Source organism: Paenibacillus sp. FSL H8-0548, from assembly GCF_038630985.1.
In the GTDB taxonomy this organism is placed as follows: Bacteria; Bacillota; Bacilli; order Paenibacillales; family Paenibacillaceae; genus Pristimantibacillus.
The window spans coordinates 2,895,978-2,915,610 of record NZ_CP152049.1 but is presented as its reverse complement, the minus strand read 5'-3'; the positions used below and the strand labels follow the sequence as shown (position 1 = coordinate 2,915,610).

The 19,633-nt window shown below is 42.5% G+C and carries 17 protein-coding genes; 2 read left to right on the top strand and 15 right to left on the bottom strand.

All coding sequences use genetic code 11. The features are described 5' to 3' along the window. Window positions 1-16 precede the first annotated feature (16 nt). From MHI37_RS11940 to MHI37_RS11890, 11 genes are all read right to left on the bottom strand, one after another. Window positions 17-1,474 carry a response regulator gene (locus MHI37_RS11940; protein WP_076338778.1) on the bottom strand — a complete coding sequence of 486 codons (1,458 nt, stop codon included), beginning with the start codon at window positions 1,472-1,474 and terminating at the stop codon, window positions 17-19. Next, window positions 1,467-3,155 carry a sensor histidine kinase gene (locus MHI37_RS11935; RefSeq protein ID WP_256710647.1) on the bottom strand — a complete coding sequence of 563 codons (1,689 nt, stop codon included), beginning with the start codon at window positions 3,153-3,155 and terminating at the stop codon, window positions 1,467-1,469. Before MHI37_RS11935 ends, MHI37_RS11940 begins: the two co-directional genes overlap by 8 nt. Before the next feature lie 473 nt (window positions 3,156-3,628). Further along, the gene (locus MHI37_RS11930) at window positions 3,629-5,842 is read right to left on the bottom strand and encodes an S-layer homology domain-containing protein (protein WP_076338776.1); all 2,214 of its coding nucleotides are present in this window, start codon (window positions 5,840-5,842) and stop codon (window positions 3,629-3,631) included. Between the two features lie 182 nt (window positions 5,843-6,024). Further along, complete coding sequence (locus MHI37_RS11925; protein WP_076338775.1) at window positions 6,025-6,546, bottom strand: AAA family ATPase; 522 nt, start codon at window positions 6,544-6,546, stop codon at window positions 6,025-6,027. Window positions 6,547-7,004: 458 nt separating this feature from the next. Then, window positions 7,005-7,799 (bottom strand): hypothetical protein, encoded by a 795-nt coding sequence (locus MHI37_RS11920; protein WP_076338774.1) that lies wholly within the window; start codon window positions 7,797-7,799, stop codon window positions 7,005-7,007. A gap of 140 nt (window positions 7,800-7,939) precedes the next feature. Then, window positions 7,940-8,851 (bottom strand): HAMP domain-containing sensor histidine kinase, encoded by a 912-nt coding sequence (locus tag MHI37_RS11915; protein WP_076338773.1) that lies wholly within the window; start codon window positions 8,849-8,851, stop codon window positions 7,940-7,942. Between the two features lie 23 nt (window positions 8,852-8,874). Then, window positions 8,875-9,633: an ABC transporter permease gene (locus MHI37_RS11910; protein ID WP_076338772.1), complete on the bottom strand. Its 759-nt coding sequence runs from the start codon at window positions 9,631-9,633 to the stop codon at window positions 8,875-8,877. Next, window positions 9,626-10,549, bottom strand: a complete 924-nt coding sequence (locus MHI37_RS11905; RefSeq protein ID WP_076338771.1) for an ABC transporter ATP-binding protein — start codon at window positions 10,547-10,549, stop codon at window positions 9,626-9,628. The genes MHI37_RS11910 and MHI37_RS11905 overlap by 8 nt, the downstream gene beginning before the upstream one ends. Window positions 10,550-10,637: 88 nt before the next feature. Further along, complete coding sequence (locus MHI37_RS11900) at window positions 10,638-11,330, bottom strand: response regulator transcription factor (RefSeq protein ID WP_076338770.1); 693 nt, start codon at window positions 11,328-11,330, stop codon at window positions 10,638-10,640. A 179-nt stretch (window positions 11,331-11,509) separates the two neighbouring features. Beyond that, window positions 11,510-12,373, bottom strand: coding sequence for a GyrI-like domain-containing protein (locus MHI37_RS11895; RefSeq protein ID WP_076338769.1), 864 nt, complete (start codon window positions 12,371-12,373; stop codon window positions 11,510-11,512). A gap of 98 nt (window positions 12,374-12,471) precedes the next feature. Further along, window positions 12,472-13,413 carry a 2-dehydropantoate 2-reductase N-terminal domain-containing protein gene (locus MHI37_RS11890; protein WP_076338768.1) on the bottom strand — a complete coding sequence of 314 codons (942 nt, stop codon included), beginning with the start codon at window positions 13,411-13,413 and terminating at the stop codon, window positions 12,472-12,474. Between the two features lie 166 nt (window positions 13,414-13,579). Here MHI37_RS11890 and MHI37_RS11885 point away from each other — a divergent pair, with 166 nt between their 5' ends. Then, on the top strand, window positions 13,580-14,146 hold the full coding sequence (locus MHI37_RS11885; RefSeq protein WP_076338767.1) for a TetR/AcrR family transcriptional regulator: 567 nt from the start codon (window positions 13,580-13,582) through the stop codon (window positions 14,144-14,146). A 24-nt stretch (window positions 14,147-14,170) separates the two neighbouring features. Here the strand turns inward: MHI37_RS11885 and MHI37_RS11880 are convergent, their stop codons facing one another. Continuing rightward, the gene (locus tag MHI37_RS11880) at window positions 14,171-15,112 is read right to left on the bottom strand and encodes an AraC family transcriptional regulator (protein WP_076338766.1); all 942 of its coding nucleotides are present in this window, start codon (window positions 15,110-15,112) and stop codon (window positions 14,171-14,173) included. A 243-nt stretch (window positions 15,113-15,355) separates the two neighbouring features. Between MHI37_RS11880 and MHI37_RS11875 the strand changes: the two genes are divergently transcribed. Next, window positions 15,356-16,207, top strand: a complete 852-nt coding sequence (locus tag MHI37_RS11875; RefSeq protein WP_076338765.1) for an aldo/keto reductase — start codon at window positions 15,356-15,358, stop codon at window positions 16,205-16,207. 85 nt (window positions 16,208-16,292) lie between these two features. On the opposite strand, the gene MHI37_RS11870 is transcribed toward MHI37_RS11875, so the two are convergent. From MHI37_RS11870 to MHI37_RS11860, 3 genes are all read right to left on the bottom strand, one after another. Then, entirely contained in the window at window positions 16,293-17,510 is a 1,218-nt protein-coding gene (locus tag MHI37_RS11870) for an MFS transporter (RefSeq protein ID WP_076338764.1), read from the bottom strand. Between the two features lie 27 nt (window positions 17,511-17,537). Next, window positions 17,538-18,539: an ROK family protein gene (locus MHI37_RS11865; RefSeq protein ID WP_076338817.1), complete on the bottom strand. Its 1,002-nt coding sequence runs from the start codon at window positions 18,537-18,539 to the stop codon at window positions 17,538-17,540. Between the two features lie 253 nt (window positions 18,540-18,792). Beyond that, a complete protein-coding gene (locus tag MHI37_RS11860) occupies window positions 18,793-19,626 on the bottom strand; it encodes an aminoglycoside phosphotransferase family protein (RefSeq protein WP_256710646.1) in 834 nt (277 codons plus the stop codon). Between the last annotated feature and the right edge of the window lie 7 nt (window positions 19,627-19,633).

Here is a 19,633-nt window from a genome sequence, read left to right as displayed (position 1 = left end):
TCGTTCGCAACAGCCGCTAAAGCTTGCGGTACTTGCTTGGCGTAATTCCGAAGTGTTTTTTGAATAGCTTATTGAAGTGAAAATAATCTTTATAGCCGACTCGTTGGACAATATCATGAACGGATAACGATTGATCGATTAATAGATCTTTGGCCATCGATAATCTTTTGTTTACGATATAGTCCGAATACGTTGCTCCAGTTTCTTTCTTAATTAGCGTACTCAGATGGCCGATACTCATATTGAAATTTTTAGCGATCGAGCTTAGCAAAATATCCTCCGTATATCGGCTATCAATATAATCAATTATTTTCTCTACTTGCACATTGTGAATGTAGACCTCTTCCTCCGTAAACAGCTCAAAAAAAGATTTAAGTCGGTTAAAAAGAAGCTCAATCGAGCCGTAATACCGAATAATTTGCTCATAGTGAAGATGCTCGATTTCAATGGTCCGATTTGAATTCCCGTAATATTTATAAATAATGGAAACAATCTGGTTATAGATCATTGCGATTTGATCGATATTCAAGCGCTGCTCCTTGCAAAGCTCGCAAATCAAATCCAGCATGCTGTCAATCTGATCGCGAGCCTGTTCTTTAATAGACAGCTCCAGATGAATGATTTTTTTTCGGAACATAGGCGAAAGCTCCTGCAGCTTATAAGGAATCACTTTTTCGCCTTGATGGAAGACTGTGCTGCACATGGCAACGTCAGATTCCTGATACAGCTTCGCAAGAGGGGTCGAAAATATGCCAATGCTGCTAATACCTGTGTACTCGGCATCGGACAAATGCTCCGTAATATAATTCAAAAATTGTAAAGGAGACTTGCTTTCATCATAGCTCAGTAAGACCGATACTTTATGCTGACCGGTACGAAGCCTAATGGCAGCCAAGCCTTCCGTCTGAATCATCCCTTCTTTGAAGAGTGAACCTATCTGTGTGGCATTATAGGAGCTGCATAGAAACCGAAAATGTGGAAAATCAGATACAATACCTTTATTAGACAAGAAATTGCCGATCGTAATGGTATTATCCGGCTCCAGCCATTCGAACAAATCGTCTAGCAGCACATCAAATTCCTTGTCCGCCTGATGTCTGTTTTGTAAATCCTCGGTTAGCCTCAATACCGTATCCGTCAGCTTATTCTTGTCAACCTGCTTTAATAAATAATCGTAAGCGCCTAACCTCAGCGCCTTCTGCGCGTATTCAAACTCAGCATATCCGCTAACGAGAATTACTTTAGTATCTAGCTGCTTTTCTTTGATTTTTTCCAACAATTGAATGCCATCAAGTCCCGGCATCCTAATGTCAGAAATGATAAGCTCCGGTTGTTTGTCGATAATCATATTTAATGCGGTAATGCCGTCATGCACTTCTCCGATTATTTCAAACCCCAAGCTTTCCCAATCAATTAGATTGGCGATTCCATAGGCTACCCACGGCTCGTCATCCACAATCAATACCTTATACATTCGGCCCCCCCATTTCTAACAGCTGCTTATCTGCCGAGAAGGTGATGCTCACTGTTGTCCCCAAATTCAATTGGCTGTCGATCTTCATTTCTGCCTGATCCCCATAAAACAACTTAATTCTGCGGTATATATTGGCGAGTCCAATGCCTTTGTCTCCAATATTGGTCATAAAACCCGGAGCCTCGTATTCGTTCAGGCACTCCTGCAGCTCGGTTAATTGCTGCTCATCCATTCCACAGCCGTTGTCCATAATAGCAAAGCGGATCTGGTTTTTGCCTGCTTTGCTAATTTGCACGGTTACTGTTCCCGGTTCGATTTTCTTCTCTAGGCCGTGAAACACTGCGTTTTCCACGATAGGCTGCAGCAGCATTTTTAGCGTTTTTTCTGACTGCAATGTTTCATCCGCCTGCACAACAATCTGTATTTTTCCTCTAAACCGAAAATCGACAATCGTGGCATATTCCTTGAGATGCACGATTTCATCTTGGATAGACACTACGTTATCTCCCTTGACCGAATAGCGAAACATATTGGATAACGATGCCGATATGTCGGCAATGTCTGCCGCCTTGTAATAGAATGCCATTGCCCGTATGCATTCCAACGTGTTATACAAAAAATGGGGATTAATCTGATTTCGATACGCAGATATCTCCATTTGCTTTTTCACAATTTCAGCCTCATACATTTGCTTTTGAGCGATTTGGACATCATTGCTTAATTTATCGATCTCATCCAGCATTTTGTTCAAATTATCGGCAAGCACTCCGATTTCATTATGGTAGACAACATTAAACCGGCTTTGGCCGCCGCTTTTGGTATACGTTCGGATAAAATCCATTAACGCCTTGATCGGCTTCAATATGCGTCCATAAAAGATTAATAAAAATAAACAAAATATCAGAAAAATGATGAGATAAGTAGCTACATTCAATCGTTTAATAATATCCAATTCCTGAAGAAGCTCGTTTTTAGGAATAACGCTGATCATCTTCCAACCCGTATAGGATAAAGTAATATTTTGAATGATATATCGTTTATCTTCTCGCAAAGCATCTGCGTTAAAATCTGCTAAATCGCTTTCATTTTCAGAGCTTGCAATGACCTTATCATTTTGATCGACTAGCACTAGTTTCGAATGTGGCGTTATCTTTGATTTTTTCAGCATGCTGCTGAAATTTGAGACGTCCATAATAAATAGGCACATGCCCCGGTAATCTCTGAGCAAATAGTTATTTTGCAGATTGTATACCGGTATAGCAATCGTATAATAGGACCCGTTCATCTTATCCGAAAAAATGCCCGAGTACTCTATATCCGAAACCTGGCGATTCACAGGAGGTTCAATCGCTTTCCCTACACTAGCTACAAGCTCTCCTTCCGTATCGTAAATTCGAATGCCTCTCATATTTTCTTTCAAAGCAAGCGTACTCGAAAACTGAGCAGCGATATCTTGATTCATCAGTATTCTCGATAAAATCTCATTTGTGCCCAAATACGATTGAATCGTCGGGCTATAGAGTAAGGAATACGAAATACCGTCCATATCCTTATAAAAGCTTTCCATCGTTTCTTCCACTTGGAGTAATATTTTCGTCATCGATTCTGTTAGATTCTCCTCGATAGTGTTCTTTCCGAACGAGTTCGATACGATAAATGAAATCAAAAGTATAATCAGCATAAGGTAAATCAAATATAAAATTTGCTTCATCAGACTTATTTTTCGAATGCGTGTTAACATCATAATCCCCCTTTTACAAACTATATAAGTTGAACTAAACATTTACGTTTTGGGCGCTACGCGAGTAGATCATTCTTACGATCGCGGTTGCAGCCAAATTCTTTGATTTTCTAAGACATTTAAAGGTAAGAATAAGGCTACAAAGGCGAACACTTCGTTTCTCCAGAACGATCTTCTCGCTTCGCTAAACCTTCATTTTTTTAAGTTCGATTTATATCATGCGTATTTCATTAACGAAAATTGAATTAATAAATATATTAATTAGATGTCAAATATATAAATTCAACTCTAATATTAGAAGCGAATAATAAAAACCACAAGCGTTAATTACGAATGATATCAGAAAAAAGCCTCTCTACAGCAAATGCTTCACTGTAAAGAGGCTGAAATTCACTTTTAATAGGATAATTATATTACCAGTCCCAGTCTAAGAACGTCTCAGGGTACATGACCCAGTGCAGCCTTGCTAATATGGCCGCCGCTTGCTCGCGGATCAGCGTCTGCTTAGGACTGAACTTGCCATCACTTCCAATCATCACCTTATGCTCATTCACTGCTTGGATAGCATGGAGGCTGTCCGCGGACAGACCAGCGATGTCGGAGAACGCCATCCGCTTGGCGCTTCCATATGTCGCCAGACTACCGGCATTAGCTGACATAATCGCAGCCTCCTCGCGTGTTATCGCTCGCTCTGGCTCGAACTGTCCGGACTTCCGGTCAGTAATCCCAAGCTCTGCTGCTCTTCCTATCTCGTCACTATACCATTTGCTCGCTGGAACATCATTGAAGGGAGAGGCTGCCACAGGCAGATCCGTGAACCCATGTACCAAACGAAGCAGCATAGTCACGAATTCGGCACGCGTTAAGGCTTTCTTAGGAGCAAGCACATTGGCTTTCGCACTCACACCCTGAATGTAGCCGTAAGTAAGTGCATTGACCATATTTCCGATTGCCCAGTCGGCAACCTTATCATGATCATCAAAAGAAGCCAGCTCGGGAGCAGAAACAGTTAAATGATAAATATTTTTGGCCACCTCAGGCGCAGCACCATTCCGGTAACCGGTAAGAGTAACAACGTGTACGCCTGGGGATTGCCCGGCAAAGGCAACCTTCCCTTTCGCATCGGTGACCTTCTTCTCACCGTTTAATGTCACCGTTATTCCTGGAGCAGGCAAACCGCCAAGCTTACGGTTGGACTTTGTGACATACATGATAAACGGAGTATTTGCAAAAGGGCGTCCGCTGATGGTCTGGCCGTTCTCGTAAGTCCATTCGACCTCAACCGAGTCGATAAGGTTGGTGTTTTCTGATCCGTAATACAAAAGGAGCCGGCTGCCATCACTAAGATGCAGCCCTACTTCAGCGTTTTCCTGGAGCATCCAACTGCCTCTGTACATTGCTAATCTCCATCTGTTCTCTCCTCCGTAGAGTTTAGCGTCAATGCCGGCAAGCGAAGAAATCATTTGCATCCCGGCAGAATCGGTTTCCGTCTTAAAATCAATTCCTTCTTGCTTCAAATAGGACAGAGCAGCATCAATCGCCTTGCCGCCGCTCGGAATACTTCCTTGTGCGATTGTGCCTGTAGGCCCCTCGATTTGAATGTCCGCGATGCCTTTAGATGAGTTCAAGCCGTCGATCAGCCGTTTCTCTCCGTTCAAGTACAGCTTGTACGCGGTTAGCGCCAGATAAGCGTTGAGCGTCGCTGACATGTTCAGTACGCCGTCGCCTCTCTCTGAGAATCCACCTGCCGTCAGTCGGCGAGACATCAAATATTCCAGCGGCTGACCGCCCCCCGGCAGCGCAAAGGTTGCCGCGTCGATGCGATTCGATGATAGCGCGATAATGACTTCAGCTGTCGCTGCCGTGCTGCCCTCGAAGCCGCCGTCGACCGTCTGCTGTGCATGTAGCCAAGCCAAAGCCTGCCGCACCTCCTCTGACTCTTCTGGTTCTACTATCCACGGCGAGGGTGAAAGAGTAATTAGTGCCAAAGCTGTCGCCTCTACAGTGCCTTCCCCTGCATCGATCGATGGCCAACTGCCATTTTCCTGCTGCAGCTCCCTAATAAAATGAAGGAGAGCATCTGGATACCAGTTGGGCCGTGCATAAGGGGCGTAAGAACCGGAATCCTTTGAGGCAATATAAGTAGTAACGAGCTCAACTACCCCTTTCGTCTCCAAGCCGGGACGATTCATCATTATCGTTACAAGATCAATGCCCGCGATAAAATTAATATTTCCGCCGCCAGCGGCAGCATAAGCGATTGCGGTACGCGTCAGATCCGTAAGGTGCTCAAAATTTCCACCATTGCTTAATATGACATCCGCTTTTTCCTCCAAAAAACCTTTTGGAACAGATCGGCCGTTCTTTGCAAAACCAATTACCGCCCAATCTGAAAATGGCTTCTGATCAAATAGCAACTGCTCCGCTTCCTCCAGTGCTGCCTGCATGTCCGCACTAAAGTTCGCAGGAAGAGCTGCCTTACTATTAGTCTTAACAGTTCCGTCAACTTGTGACTCTCCAGTCGAATTGGCTGACGCAGCGCCAACTAGCAGCTGCATCATCAGACAAACGCCGAGCAAAAGACTAATCACCATCTTTGTTATCCTTTTTGCTCTATTCTGTTTCATTTGTTCTGCTACTCCTCCTTCTGTGAGTCTACCTAAATCCATTTAAAACTGAAAATAATTCCCACTATTTGTTAGACGATATAAACCGAGATTTGTTTCAACAGACAATAGATCATTTTCAACTTCTAGCTTTTACTCTAAACTGCACAGGAGATGTCTCAGAACATTTTTCATCCGTTTTCTCAAGCGTATTGAAGTACCCATTTTTTTATTTGAGCTGCTACATCGGCCACGTTCGCAGTTGTAGTATCAACAATCGGCATTGGCGGATTGTATTCCTTATCCGCATTTTCACACAACCATTTTGCGAATGTTTTGTATTCTTGTATCATTTCTTCTGGCCAATTTCTTTCACGCAGACGTTTCTCACGCGTCTCATCATCACAATGCAAATTCAAGTAATATACATGCCTAAAAAAAGAATAGTCGATACATTTTTCAATATCCCATGTCATTGCAGTTCCACAAATAATCGTCATCCGTCCACTTTCAGCGATATTTCGTGCAACCCGAAGCCAAACATTCCGTATTTGCTGCTCATCAGTAATTCCTAACTCACGGAGATTATCAATATCAAATATATCAAAACCAGGCAATATTTTGCGCAGCTCGCTGATAACATAAGTTTTCCCCGATCCACTTGAGCCTGTTACAATAAATAAAGGTATCTGTTGCACCATCATAGATTTATTTTCATTATTCATTAATTATTCCACCTTTGAATAAGATACATAGCTCAGGAGGCGTTCCAGAGGAAGGTGATTTTGTACTTTTAAAGCCGAATGAACCAGTTAGAAATGGTACAGCGATTAGTTATAAGAACATCCCTCTATGAATTTTCAGCGCCTATATCCCGTAATCTACGACTCCAAAATCCGTTTTTGGGGTTATTTTTTGGAATCGAATTATTTACTTATTGAATGTCTGATCATTTCATCGGCTACTTGCTGTGGTGAATACGAAAGCATCGTATAGCCCGTCACGTTTAGAAACAATATTATGAAACTATAACTGACTCGAATCAATGGTACGAAGCTGCTGTGCAGCCTTCTCCATCCCCTGGAAACCCTAGCGCGCTGCATATGGGATCTCCAAGCAATGATTACACCCGGAATTCGTGGTCAAGCCCATCATCGAGGCGCCCGTCAGATTAATAAGAAATCTACTTGATATACTCTATAATGGGTTTGAATGCCCGATACTCGCAGAAAAATTTATTATAATCACCATCTGAAAAAATAGCGGAAACTGCTAAGCGAAAAACAATTGCCCGTATAATCATTTCTTTATATCGTTCATCGCCTGGAAGCAGCTCTATCTCAGATACATCACTTCCTTGCCATGCTATACAATCACAAACTAATATGGCTTCCGCATATTCTACTGGGGCAAGTACTGGAGAAAAATCAATGATTAAAGGCTTCAAAAATTGGTCAAAAAGAATATTTCCCGATAAGTCACTATGAACAATCTGTACCTTATAGTGTTCTTTTAGACTTATCCTTCCTAGTAAATTATTTATAATTTCTTGTATCTCATTAGGCAGTTCTCTTGACAACTCATCTATTTGCCATGCTATGCGATGCCCCTTAGACCAAGGATTGTCAGTATGAGGGAATTCCCCAAAATTAATAGTAGATAAATCTCGATGAAATAACCTCGATACCAGAAGTTTTTCTTCTATACGCCCCTTTATATCCTGTCCCCTGTCATAATGAGTGCAAGCCCATCCTTTGCTTACAAAAGTACCGTGTTTACTCCTAATAGGCTTTGATAACCTATAACCTTGAGGATTTATTTTATGAATAATATTCAGTAACCATTCACTATGTTGTATATCATCTACAGGTTTTAATACAGCATGACCAACTAGTAATGAAGTATTTTGCCCACCGCTGAGTGGCACAATATTTCCGCTAAGATTAAATGAATGTAATACATCTTCGGATAGCCCCATGGTTTCGCCTTCCTTACATATCGATTTCACAGATAATTCTTACTAATATTTCATTATATCTCTCAAAGAATCTTGCTCGTCAGCTTCACTGGACATAATCCAAGCGTTAAGCTCGCCGATTTCCTTTTGTTCCTGCCGTATTAGTGATCCATCCTCCATATGCACTTCATGATAATGTGATTGTCGAGTAATTCTGCGGTCAGCTCTCCGTTCATTTTGACCATTAGACTTTTGGCAATTGATAATCCGAGCCCTGTTCCTTTGCCCGATCGGGAGTGGTCGGCTGTATAAAATCGATCGAACAGATTGTTCAAATCACTTAGCTTCAAGTGATTTGCAGCGTTTCGGATAGACAATACAACCGTAGATTGATGCTTCTCCATATTGATCCAGATCGGCCCATCGGAATGATTGATTGCATTTGTGATCAAATTCTCGATTACGCGCTTTATGGCAGATTCATCTGCAGTCAAGAGAAGTCTTTCTTCGGTAAGTAGAATAACGGCTTCCCCTTTGCGTTCGTTAAACCTATCATAGAATCCCAGTAAGATTTCAGGGACCAGAATAGTCATGTTTACTTTCTCCGTTTTCAACTCGTAATCCATAGATTCAATGACGGATAATTCGAAAAATTCGTTCAATAATACCTGCAGCCGTTTCGTTCGACTTTTGGCGATCGATATGTATTCTTGCCTCTCTTCATCGGTTACCTGATCCGATTCCAAGAGCTGAATATATCCGAGAATGGATGTTAATGGCGTTCGCAGATCGTGAGAGATATGAGATATACTCTGTTTCAGTTCATGCTCCGTCCGTCTTCGAAGCGCTTTTGCCTCCGCAACCAAATCCATAAGATTGTTTGTTTCGATTGCCAGTTGTTCAATATCGCGTTCAAAAAAACGAAGATCGACTTTCTTTTCGGTTAATCCTTGATTGAAAGCATACAGCTGACGATGAATTCGTTTCATTTCTTTCTTCAACAAATTCAAACGGATGAGTGCAGCAACAGCTATACCAGCTATACTACTTACAGCCGCAACGATATAGATCACTCCGCCCTCACCCACTTCTCAAATTACTTTATTTCTTTGCGTCGATATACCCATGTGTTCAACATGCCAAAACAGACAAATGTAATAATTGGGATGACAATCATACGAAATAACAAGCTGCCATCCAGAGAAACGGTTCCTATATCATAAAGCAGTTTAAACACCGTATAGCTATATATCGTTTCAACAAATGGAATATATTGTCCCGCTACAGCAAAGAACATGTCTATGAACAGGAAGAACACCATCGTAAAAGCAATCGTTTTACCACTTTCCGCCATGAGAGTTGCAATCAAAGTGGTGATCGATGCGAATGCTGCCGCGTAAAGAATAAGCATTCCAAACGATCTAATGAAATATAGAGAAGTCGCTTCACCAGGCAGCTCGCCGAAACTGGACAGCAACGTTGCAACGACACAATTGATTAGGGGGAACAGTAGGCCAAGAATGACGGAACCCAGTGCGAACACGAGTTGTTTTGCAGCGATAATCCTTCCTCTACTATTGCCGCTGGAGGCGATACTTTTCATCACGCCAGTCGTATATTCGCTAGAAATAAAGAAGCCGGCAAGCACGCACATCCCAATAATCATAATATAATTACCCAGAAGCGCGCTTGTCCACATTTCTATCCCGGTAATCGGAGATTCCCCATCCATTCTGCGGTCGATATATTGAAAGATGGACCAGAATAAACCGGATGCCGTGATGATCAAGATGAGCGCTCGAAACGACCGATCCTTACACAGTTTATACCATTCCGATTGGATGAGATTATTCATTCCGCCCACCTCCGATTCGGTTCGTAAAGTAAGCTTCCAAATCTTCGCCAACGGGCATAAATTGTTCGATAACCAGTCCAGCCTTCGTTAACGCTACGGATACTTTACCAGGTGTATCTACGTATCCGAACAGTCTGATCGTCCCGTCCGGCATTACTTCAAATTCGGAGGTAGCCAGCCCCCCTTCAATAACGGCCGCCGCCTTCCCAGCATCATCCACCTTAATATGTAGGTAGTGCTGGCATTTCTCATGAAGTTCAGCAGCAGACAATTGCTCCAATAACTCCCCCTTGTGAATAATGCCAAAATGAGAGGCCAGCAGATGAAGCTCGCTTAAGATATGACTTGAGATTAGAATGGTAATTCCGTTTTCCCGGTTAAGCTTCTTGAGGAGTTCCCTCATCTCAACGACTCCCATTGGGTCCAAGCCATTGGTCGGCTCGTCCAGAATCAGAAACTCTGGATCTCCAAGAAGAGCGATAGCGAGTACTAGGCGCTGTTTCATTCCTAATGAGAAGTTCTTCGCTTTCTTTCTGCCCGTATTTTGCAGGCTGACCAAAGTCAGTGTCTTCTCGATGCAGGATTTTCCCGGGATTCCCCGTAGAAGCCGATGCGTCTCCAGATTTTCTCTAGCCGTCATATCCGGATATAAAGCCGGACTTTCAATGATTGAACCTATCCGTTTTCTCGCCTCGCTCAGATCCTGTGCATCCCTCTTGCCGAACAATTCGATGGAACCGTTTGTCGGGGAAGCCAACCCACTAACGATACGGATCAACGTTGATTTACCTGCACCGTTCTGTCCGATAAAGCCGTATATCGCACCCTTTTTGATAGACATATTCACTCGGTTAAGTGCATAGTCCGTTTTGTAGACCTTAGATAAATGATGGGACCTCAGAACATATTCACTCATCTTCTCACTGCCTCTCTCTGGGATAGCTTCATTATCAGAGGCAAGACATAAGCGACCATAAAGGGATTATTAAGAAAACCTTAAGTTGTTATTTAAGCCGGTATCCCATACCCCATAGAGTTTCGATATAATCTTCTTCTGGATTTGCTTTGGTTAGTTTATTTCGTAAATTGCTCATATGGACGTTAATCGTATTGTCATCCCCCACAAAGGTATCCTGCCATACACTCTCGAATAAGTTTGCCTTAGAGAACACCTTCTTTGGATAAGACATGAAAAGCTCGAGAATAGCAAATTCTCTTGCCGTCAGCATCACTTCCGATTGATGAATCGTCACGATCTTTGTATCCTTGTCTAAACGAATGTCCTTATACTCCATTCGATCGCTGGGAGCCATGCTGGCCAAACGGCTGTACCTTCTTAAATGGGAGTCGATTCTAGCCGATACTTCTTCGATATCGAAAGGCTTCGTTATATAATCATCCGCGCCAATGCGCAGAGTGGCTACTTTCGTCTGCTGCTCTTCTTTAGCTGAAATGACGATAACAGGTGTCGAACTCTTTTCGTTTATTTTTACAAGAAGCTCTTCTCCCGGCAGACCGGGAAGCATCAAATCAAGCAGCACCATATCCCATTCCTGTCTTTCGAGGTAGATCATTGCTTCCGTTCCGGAATAGGCGGGCTGAGGAGAATAACCGCTTTTCTTTAAGACTTTGCACAGCAGTTGGTTGATGTCATTATCGTCTTCAACCACTAAGATGTGTGTGATTCTATCCAACATTCCCACCTACTATCTGTAATAATATAAGCACAAACTGATCATAAATTTAATTTCCTATATAATCAAGTCAGTGACTCGCTAGCATATCAGGGAATAATGAAATGAGCAGGCTGCCGCAGCACCTGCTCATCAATGTCTATCATTCAACTATAGTTCTCCGTTACTTCAACAAACACTGCTTATTTCTTTATAATGGGTATCCATATTTCGCTTTTAAATTGTGGCGATGCTACATCTTTGTGCTCATTCCAGAGCATTTCCGGCCCTTCGCTTAGCTCATATTCCGCGGACGGAAACCATTCGGAATAAATGCGTCCCCAGATCTCTTGAAGCGCATATGGAAAAGGGCCGACGGCTGTAAATACCGCCCATGTAGAGGCCTGCACCTCCAGTTGGGCGAAGCCATCTCCATCTTTCGTTGTGGCCGCCCCGATGTAATGATCAAGCTCCCCTTTCTCCTCCATCCGCCCTTCACTGAAATTCGTGGAAGCACTGATTAGTCCGGAAGGTTGAACATTCGAAAAGTCCTTAATCTTATCAATCATTTCTGGGGTTAGTCCTTCAAACATCGACGCAATCTCTGGATTCACCCCTTGAAATACGATTGGCACTCTTTTTTTGATCCCCACGATGCGAAAAGCTTCTTTGTCTTCAATTCGGTAGTTCATTTCACTTCCTCCTTTGATCGTCAGTTGAAACGTCATCCGCGGGAAGGCTTTGAGAGACTGTCCATGGATCCGAGCTTCCGAGGGCGTAATCCCATGCATGCTTTGGAAAGCCCTAGTAAAGGAATCCGGCGAGGTATATCCGTACTTCATCGCAACATCGATGATCCTGATGTCACTGTGGCTTAGCTCGAGTGCTGCCAAAGTTAGGCGTCTTCGGCGGATGTATTCCGACAGAGTAATGCCTGCAAGGAATGAGAACATCCGAGTAAAATGATATTCTGAACAGCAGGCAATTTTCGCTGCCTCCTGATAGTCCACCCGATCAGTAAGATTCTCCTCCATATAGCTTAAAGCTTTGTTCAGCTGCGCCAGCATATATAATATCGCCTCCCCTCGTTACTCAAAGCATAGCAGTGAAAGTAATTCCCTTCCCGACATTTAGTGCACAATCCTGTAGGGTCTTTCTCCGCTAGCTAATGATTATCTGATATAAACTTGGAAATCGCTTGTTTTTCAAGTTCGTCCCAATTGGGTGTCGCAATGTTTACTTGTTGTTTCAACTTATCGAACGAATCAAACAAAGCTGCAATTTCACTGAATGTTCCATCTATCAATTTCATAAACGGTAGCTTATGAATTATTTTCAGGCCATAGTATACACCCTGTCTATGTTTTCGAATAAAGTTAACTTGATTTGCAGGAGTGATCGTATAACCTAATTCTTCCAAAACCTGAAATCCCTCATCCATTACGGAAATAGCTTTCTTTAATAGCTTCTTATCCTTAGATGCTCTTTTCAAATCACCGTCGTACAGATAGCTAATAGAATTCAAAGCGACTATAGTGACAATATGACTTTTAAGCCAAGCCTCCATATCCTCATGATACGATAATTTATACTTAACATGCTTAAAAGCATTTTCTAATAAGAGTTTGAATGGGATCTCACCGTCTAGACTGCCCAGTAACATTTGTCCACCTCCGCGTATGCAGATCATGCGACCACTTTCTTCTCGTAGTCCTCCACTGAGCTGAAATCCGAAGATCACATTTTTTTTCACAACGCTTGTTTCCTGTAGAACATTTTGCATCCCACGGGCATCAGCATTATTACCGACAAGAACAATATTATGACTCTTATTCTCAGCTAGAATGGGCAGTACGGCTGGGAAATCATTGTATTTCATCACAACAAAAACGAGATCATAGAAATCATCAGATTGAAGCTCTTGAATGACTTTCACTTCATCTACAGTGTTTTTAAGCTGAAAATAATGACGAATAACAAGTCCGTCTTTCTTCAATTGCTCAGCTCGCTTCCCTCTGGCAAGTACTGTGACGTCATTACCGCCGCGCACTAGGGCATGAGCAAGATAACTGCCTAAAACTCCCGCACCGAAAACTAATACTCTCATAGTCATCCCCCCTCAGTCTTTTTTGAACGATTGTTGCATTTTCATCATTTGATCAATAAAATTAGATTATCAGTATCTCTAACAGGTATCAATCGTTAGATTGATCGGTTATGTTGGTTTTTCAACAGAATGAACTATATTGTTTAATAAATGGGGGGGTATCTCAATGGATAGAAGAATAAAAAAAAACCAAGCAGCCATTATGAATGCATTAATTTATCTGATGGGGGAAAAAGATTTTGAAAAAATAACGATTAACGAAATCGCAGAGCGTGCTGATGTAAATCGAGGCACCATTTATTCGCATTACTCGGACAAATACGATCTATTGGATAAATGCCTAGAGGCTCAACTGAAAGAATTAGTCGAAAATTGCTCCCCAGTGGATGGAACAAAACCTTACCCCTCTAAGGTCTCATTGCTCCGTACGTTTGAAGAAATGGAGAAGAATGCTCTCTTTTATAGGACTTTATTAATGAACAAAAGTGTTCCTTCCTTCAGAAACCACTTACAAGAAATGATGAATAAACAAATAAGGGTACTCATCGTTGAAAACAATTTAAGCCTAGATGAGTTGAGTAAAGATATATTAGTGCAATTTTTGAGCTCGGCGACTGTCGGAGTGATTGAATGGTGGTTTACCCATGCAATGCCCCGTTCTGCAAAGGAGATAACTGAACAGTTATGGTCACTGCTCGAACTTAATCAGGTGATACTCCGCTCTCATTCTTGATTATGGTAGACGTCATAATGCCTCTCACACACTAGATACTTGCTCATTAATTACCTTTGCCTGTTCATACGTTTCCTTAAGACGCTTCATGTCAGCTTTAGGAGGAAAACCAAACATGCGAGAATATTCACGGCTAAACTGAGATGCACTTTCGTAGCCTATTTGGAAGGCAACCTCTGAAGCATCCGCCGATTCCGTTAATAATAGGCGCCGTGCTTCTTGCAACCGAAGCTGTTTTTGGAATTGAAGAGGGCTCATAGCAGTGAGTTCTTTAAAGTGTCTATGTAATGAAGAGATACTCATATTCGCTATTTCGGCAAGTTCTTCAACCCGTAAGGGACTATGATAGTTATTCATGATTTGTTCAATAACATCTTTGATTTGCTTTGTAGGGTTTCCTTCCATTACAATATGCTTCAAAATGCTCCCGTTCTGGCCTTGCATCACCCGATAAATAATTTCCTTTGTAATTAGTGGAGCAAGCACCGAAATATCTTTTGGATTATCAAGCAAACGAGCTAGTCTAATGACCGCATCTAACAAAGATGATTCTATCTGGCTGACATACATAGCTCGCTTTGGATTTTCTTTCGGATCTCCTCGAAGTTCAGAATCCTGTAAAACCTCTAAGATTTGACTCGGTGTAAATTCAAGTTTGAGACCCAAATATGGAACATCGGGAGTGGCTTCCGTGACTTGGGCGCTAACTGGCAAGTGAACGGATGCAACAAGGTAATCGGCAGGACTGTATTTAAAGCGCTCCTGCGCGAGCCATACCTCCTTCGCCCCTTGAACAACCATACAAAATGAAGGCTTGTACACGCCGTGGCTTTGTCCGTCCGCATTCGAGACACGCATGAAAAATAAGGACGGAATAGCAGTAGGATGAACACCGTCCTTCTCTGAGAAGCGTTCAATGATTTTAGTGAGCTCATTTTGCTGCTGTTTAACGATAATTTCAGACATAAGATTCTCCTTGTTCTTATTCTTATTCTTATTCTTATTCTTATTAGTCCGATTATAGTTCATATTCATCTGTTACATAAGTGATAGTGAGAGGATTAGGCAAGCATTTGGCACGATTGGGATAACGGTCACTTTGTCATCAGGTGCATAATAGGGATGTGAAAAGGAGGGATACTAGGTATTTTAGATGAAGTCATAAGATCAAATCGTTTTACAAATTTCAAATAATCCGGAGGATTTTATATGCAAAAAGTAATGTTGAACAATGGTGTTGAGATGCCTATACTCGGTTTTGGTGTTTTTCAGATTACAGATCAAAATGAATGTGAACAAAGTGTTTATGATGCTATTATGGCAGGCTATCGGCTGATTGATACCGCTGCATCTTATCTAAATGAAGAAGCAGTTGGCAGAGCAATTAAGCGCAGCGGCGTGCCAAGAGAGGAATTATTTATCACAACGAAACTTTGGGTTCAAGATGCTGGTTATGAGAGCACAAAAAATGCATTTGAAAAATCATTGGAAAGATTGCAATTGGATTATTTAGATTTGTATCTAATTCATCAGCCATTTGGCGATGTACATGGCTCTTGGCGCGCTATGGAAGAATTATATCGTGAAGGAAAGGTCCGTGCAATTGGCGTTAGTAACTTCCATGAGGATCGTCTGATTGACCTGATTATTCATAATGAAGTAATTCCCGCTGTAAATCAGGTTGAAACGCACCCTTTCCATCAGCAGATCGAAAGTTCAACATTCATGAAAGAGAATAATGTTCAGATTGAGTCCTGGGCCCCTTTCGCTGAAGGAAAAAATAACTTGTTTCAGAATGAAGCATTAGTATCTATAGCTGGAAAATATAATAAATCCGTTGCTCAGGTGGTTTTACGTTGGCTGACACAAAGAGATGTTGTTGTCATTCCAAAGTCTGTTCGTAAAGAGAGAATGATCGAAAACTTTAATATCTTTGATTTTGAATTAACCCAAGAGGATATCGAGTCTATTGCTACGTTAGATACGAAACAGAGCCTCTTCTTCTCTCATCGCGATCCTGAAATGGTAAAATGGATCGGCACCCGTAAACTCGATATCTAACACTATTCGTTAATCCCAAAAAAAGACTGCCGCTCCATTACAGCGGCAGTCCTGCTATTTCGTAAACTTAGATTATTTCTTTCCTTTAATAGCTTCTTTTCTCTTTCAAAGCCTCTCTTCTCAAGAAAACATTCAATTTCTCCGAAAACAAGAGCATAGCTGCTGCTGATATGACGAGAACAATCGGAAAAATGCCAATTGTTGTATAAGCAGCAAGAAAACCAAGCAACGGAGGCATCAGTGTGCTGCCGGAATAAGCAACCGCCATTTGATAGCCCATAATCGTCTGAGAATGCTTCTTCCCGAAGCGTACCGGAGTTTCGTGCAGCATGCACGGGTATATCGGAGCGAGGCCAAAGCCCACCAATATAAAGCCGGCTAGCGAGAAAGCGGGCGGCAATGGAAGCAGCATGAGCGCCGCACCGATTAATGATATGATTTGCCCTGCGCGTATAAGCGTGCGGTTGCTCATTTTGAAAGTAATAAACCCGCTAATAAATCTGCCAATAGTAATACCCGCATAAAATAATGATACCCACTGTGCGGCTACTGCTGCAGGCAAATCCTTCACGTTTACAAGAAAGCTGCTTCCCCATAATCCCATCGTTGCTTCGACGCCGCAATAGAATAAGAAGGATACGAGAGCCAGCTTAACCCCCTTAATTTGCAGAGGCTTAATCTTCCCCGTGCCCCCTTCCTGCTCTTCCGACCTTGCTGCTTCCTGTTCCCCATACGTCTCATCCTGTTTTTTTGTTGGAGCCTTCTTCCATAATGGCAGCGTAATAAATAGGATAATGACTAGTCCAAACTGAATGCCGGCAACGGTAAGATAACCATCTCGCCAAGCACTTTGCCCTGTGATGTACTGAGCCATGACCATGGGGCCAAGCGTAGCTCCTACCCCCCAGAAGCAATGCAGCCAGCTCATGTGATGTGCTTTGTAATGTGCGGCGACGTAATTGTTAAGCCCTGCATCCACCGAACCTCCGCCTAACCCAAGCGGAATCGCACAAATCATTAGCCAAATTAGTGACGGTGACATAGCGAAGCCTAACAGCGCAGCGGCAGTCATGATACAGCTGACAAGCGTTACTTTGCCTGTTCCAAAACGTTGCAGCACAGCACCGCTTGCCAAGCTGGACACGATCGTGCCTGCAGCTATGATCATATAAAGCAACCCCGCCGTTTCCAGCGGAGCATTAAAGTCCGATTGCATGACCGGCCACGCCGTTCCGAGCAATGAATCCGGCAAGCCCAAGCTAATGAACGCCAAATAAATAATGATTAAAAAGAAAGTAGCCATATCGTATGCCTATACCTCTGCTTCTATTTAAATTTCCGCTCCTGCGAGCATAAGATCGAGTCCGAGCTTCTGCAGCCCAAATAAATAATCCTGTTTCCAATCGCTTAACGCTAGCTCCGGGAGATGTTCTTCCGGAATATAAACGGCACTTCTTAAGGCGACCTGATTAATCATGGCTTCATTCATTTCAGCTTTGGAAAAAACAATCGAATGCGGGTTAATGATGGCTGTGAAGGAAGCAATTAACCGGCTAATCGCATCAATCCTCTCAGGTGTGTGAAAGCTGGATGTCTCAGGTCCCTGCCCGCTATTCATGGCTTGCACAAAATTTTTATTATCATATTGAGGCACGTAGGAAACCTCGCCAGAGAAAAACGTGCTTCCCCGAAGCACCTGCCCATTGATCATAATGCCGGCTCCAGGACCATTTTGCCCAAAATACAAATACACGGAAGACAGATCGTCCTTATTCCTACGATTAACGTTATATCCGAGAACAGCCGCATTCATATCGTTCTCTACGACGACAGGAATGGAAAGCCTCGCTTCAAAGTACCCTTTCAAATCAAAGTTTTGGAAATGCTCATAACTGGGAATATGAATAATTCGTCCATTGTTGACCGAGCCTGGCACACCGATAGCCATCGATTTGATTTTCGGATACTGCGCAACGATTGCCTCGATTTTCCGAGTTAGGCTTTGTATATCGTCCATGATGGCATCAGCGGAGCTGCCCTGCTCCTTCAATTCTCCTAAACAATTATAAATCGAGTAGTTCATTTCCGTTTTCTCTAAAAAGATAGCCAAGCCCAGCATATGCTCCGGATTATAGGCGTAGCGGATGGCTCTTCGTCCGCCGTTGGAATCGTCAAGCCCTATGATTAGAAGCTCACCGCCCCGTTCCATCTGACTAAGGAATTTGCTTACGGTTGGGAAGCTGATTCTGAGTTTACTGCTAAGCTCGGCCTTCGTTGCGCTCCCACATGTCAGAAGTGCTTCACGAATGCCTTGTAGAATGGCCTTTTTCATCTCTTTGGTCGTAACGATCAACTCTTTCGTAGTACTCACCGCCTCACTATCCTGCACTTATTAAACACGTTTAATAAGTCAAGAGTATGATACCAAATCCTATAGCATATGAAAAGACATTTTTCTATTTCCTTCAACTCAGCTGCGTCCGCTCACCAAGATGCAGAACATTACTCACAACAGAAAGCGGAGACAACTTCGCCCCCGCTTCTCCCTCTATCTCTTGACCATTTTAAAATCAACGATTAGAACATTAAAGTCTTGATCTTATTTCTGTTAAAAGCAATTCTTTTTCTGCTTCACTAATACCGTCAGCGCATAATTTACGAGCGGCAATAGGAAGAACCCACTCTTCTACTTCTTTGCAAGTTATCTCGGACGACCGGTTATATTCTTCCCAGAACACTTGTAGAATTCGCTCTCTAATGGAATCAAAGAAAAGAACGGCATCGTTTGGCACACGAGGAGGAAGGATGGCATGTCTAATCATGATTACATATTCAGCTAGGTCTGCTTCTGGATTTCCAATTGAAGCATTCATCCAATCGATTAAAACAACCTCATCGCCCTGAATCATCATGTTCCCTGGATTTGGATCACCATGGCAGAGCTGTTGTTTCATTGGTAAACGATCCAAATGCTCAATAATCTGATCCTTCTCAGCTAATGTTAGATAAAGAGGAGCTTGAATAGAATACTTCATCATTTCTCTTTGGGGAGGCAAAGATAGATTGGATCTGCTATGAATATCGCTCAATACTTGAGCGGTCATTCGAACAATTTCATCAATTTTCTTTTCTTTATTAGCTTCTTCTGAAGAAGGCTGCATAAACACTTTGAAGTATCTTTCCATTAATGACACTCCATAGATCCGTTCAAATACAATTGCAGGGCGACCATCAATATCCAAAAACTCATAGGGACGAGGTGAAGGCAATCCATTTCCCCATACAATCTGGTTATTGTGGAACTCCTTTTTCATGGCATCAAAACTAGTGTTGTTCTTGCCAATTTTAATAATCGTTTGATTGTTATCCCACTCGTATACTTCTGAACAGCCACCTTCTCCAATTTTCAGCCCAATCATTCGATCG